General features: G+C 63.8%; 2 protein-coding genes. Both read left to right on the forward strand.

The genetic code is table 11. The features are described from left to right. Positions 1–2,097: transketolase (gene tkt, locus CQ020_RS23885; RefSeq protein WP_258142186.1), on the forward strand; the 2,097-nt coding region annotated here is incomplete at its 5' end. Between the two features lie 35 nt (positions 2,098–2,132). Continuing rightward, on the forward strand, positions 2,133–3,154 hold a 1,022-nt coding region (gene tal, locus CQ020_RS23890; protein ID WP_105694315.1), incomplete at its 3' end, for a transaldolase.

Raw genomic sequence — 3,154 nt, forward strand, 5'->3', positions numbered from 1 at the left:
TGGACCGATCTGGACAAGAAGGCAGTTGACACCGTTCGCGTGTTGGCCGCCGACGCCGTGGAGAAGGTCGGCAATGGCCACCCTGGTACGGCAATGAGCTTGGCTCCGGCAGCGTACCTGCTGTTCCAGAAGCTGATGCGCCACGACCCCAAGAACCCGGATTGGATTGGCCGTGACCGGTTCGTCCTGTCCCCCGGTCACACATCACTGACCCTTTACATCCAGCTGTTCCTGTCCGGCTACGGCTTGGAACTGAAGGACCTTGAGGCGCTGCGTACCTGGGGTTCGCTGACGCCGGGCCACCCCGAGTACAAGCACACCGCCGGTGTGGAAATCACCACCGGCCCGTTGGGCCAGGGTCTTGCCTCGGCTGTTGGTTTTGCGTACTCACAGCGTCGCCAGCGTGGATTGTTCGACGCCGATGCTCCCGCCGGCGAATCGCCGTTCGACCACACCATCTGGGTGATCGCTTCCGACGGCGACCTCCAGGAAGGCGTGACGTCCGAGGCTTCCTCACTGGCCGGGCACCAGGAACTGGGCAACCTCGTAGTGATCTACGACGAGAACCACATCTCCATCGAAGACGACACCGACATCGCCTTCACCGAAGACGTCCTCAAGCGCTACGAGGCCTACGGCTGGCACACCCAGCGCGTGGACTGGACCAAGACAGGCGACTACGTCGAAGACGTCCAGGAGCTCTACTCGGCGCTGCTTGCCGCGAAGGCTGAGACGAACAAGCCGTCCATCATCTCGCTGCGCACCATCATCGGCTACCCGGCACCGAAGAAGCAGAACACGGGCAAGATCCACGGCTCTGCCCTGGGTGCCGAGGAAGTCGCTGCGCTGAAGACCGTGCTCGGTTTCGATCCGGCAAAGTCCTTCGACGTAGACGAAGAAGTCCTGGCCCACGCCCGCAAGGTCCTGGACCGCGGCGCCGAGTCCCGCGCAGCCTGGCAGACCTCCTTCGAGGCATGGCAGTCAGCCAACCCGGACGCTGCCGCCCTGCTGGAGCGCGTTGAAGCGAAGAAGCTGCCCGTGGGCATCGACGCCGCGCTTCCCGTGTTCGAAGCCGGCAAGGATGTTTCCACCCGCGCAGCCTCGGGCAAGGTCCTGAACGCCATCGGTCCGGTCCTGCCGGAACTGTGGGGCGGTTCGGCCGACCTTGCCGAGTCCAACAACACCACCATTGAGGGTTCGCCGTCGTTCATCCCGACGTCGCGTTCAACGGACGCCTGGAAGGGCAACCCGTACGGACGTGTCCTGCACTTCGGTATCCGTGAGCACGCCGCGGCGTCGATCGTGAACGGCATTTCCCTTCATGGCCGCACCCGCGCTTTCTCCGGTACGTTCCTGATCTTCAGCGACTACCAGCGCCCGGCCATCCGCCTCGGCGCGCTCATGGGCGTCCCGTCCCTGTACGTCTGGACACACGACTCCATCGGCCTGGGCGAAGACGGTCCCACCCACCAGCCGGTGGAGCAGCTCGCCTCCCTGCGTGCCATCCCGGGCCTGGACGTTGTCCGTCCCGGCGACGCGAACGAGGTCTCCGCGGCGTGGAAGGTCATGCTGGAGAACCACGAGAACCCGGCCGGCATTGTCCTGACCCGCCAGAACATCCCCACCTACGCACGCGGCGAAGGCGAAGCCACAGGTGACACGTTCGGTTCCACCGCAGGTGTTGCCAAGGGCGGCTACGTGCTGGCCGAAGCCTCCAAGGACGGCGAAACCGTTGACGCGCAGGTCATCCTGATCGGAACCGGCTCGGAAGTACAGCTGGCCGTGCAGGCCCGCGAAGCCCTCCAGGCTGAAGGCATCGCCGCCCGCGTTGTGTCCATGCCGTGCGTCGAGTGGTTCAACCAGCAGGACGAGGCCTACCGCGAGTCCGTACTTCCGGCATCCGTGAAAGCCCGTGTTTCCGTTGAAGCCGGCCTCGCACTCGGCTGGAAGGAATTCGTCGGCGACGCAGGTCGTTCCATCTCCCTGGAACACTTCGGCGCCTCGGCCGACTACAAGCGCCTGTTCAACGAATTCGGCATCACCGCCGAAGCCGTTGCCGCCGCTGCCAAAGACTCCCTCGCAGACTCGAACGCATAACAGTCTGTTTCCCTCTCACAAGGAGAAAAAATCACATGTCTAGCACTCCCACGCAGCAGCTCTCTGACGCCGGCGTTTCCATCTGGCTCGATGACCTCTCCCGCACCCGCCTGGACACAGGCACCCTGCAGAAGCTCATCGACGAAAAGAACGTGGTTGGTGTAACCACCAACCCGTCCATCTTCCACGCCGCCATCACTTCCGGCACGGACTACGACGCCACCATCGCAGCGCAGGCCGCAGCGGGCGCCAGCGTCGAAGAGACCATTTTTGAAATCACCACTACGGACGTCGCCGACGCCTGCGATCTCTTCGCGCCGGTTGCAGCCGCAACCAATGGTGTGGATGGCCGCGTCTCCATCGAGGTGGACCCCCGCCTTGCCTGGGACACCGCCGGTACCATCGCAGAGGCCAAGCACCTTTACGCCAAGGTCAACAAGGACAACGTCCACATCAAGATCCCGGCAACCTTGGAAGGCCTCGAAGCCATCACGGCTACCTTGGCCGAGGGCATCAGCGTGAACGTGACGCTGATCTTCTCCCTGGAGCGCTACCGGGCTGTTATCAACGCCTTCCAGTCCGGCCTTGAGCAGGCCAAGGAGAACGGCCACGACCTCTCCAAGATCCACTCCGTGGCATCCTTCTTCGTGTCCCGCGTGGATTCCGAAATCGACAAGCGCCTTGACGCCATCGGCACCGATGAAGCCAAGGCATTGAAGGGCAAGGCAGGCGTCGCGAATGCCCGTCTGGCCTACCAGGTCTACGAAGAACTCTTCTCCACCGAACGCTGGGCAGTGCTGGCCGAAGCCGGCGCCCTCCCGCAGCGTCCCCTGTGGGCCTCCACCGGCGTGAAGGACCCGGCGTACCCGGACACGCTCTACGTGACCGAACTCGTTGCAGCCGGCGTGGTCAACACCATGCCGGAAAAGACGCTCGACGCAACGTTCGACCACGGAGTAGTCACCGGGGACACCATCACCGGCACCTACGACGAAGCGAACGAGACCCTCAACGCCCTCGAAGGCCTCGGCGTCTCCTACAACGACGTCGTCACCCT

The sequence above is a fragment of the Arthrobacter sp. MYb23 genome, from assembly GCF_002979775.1.
GTDB lineage: Bacteria > Actinomycetota > Actinomycetes > Actinomycetales > Micrococcaceae > Arthrobacter.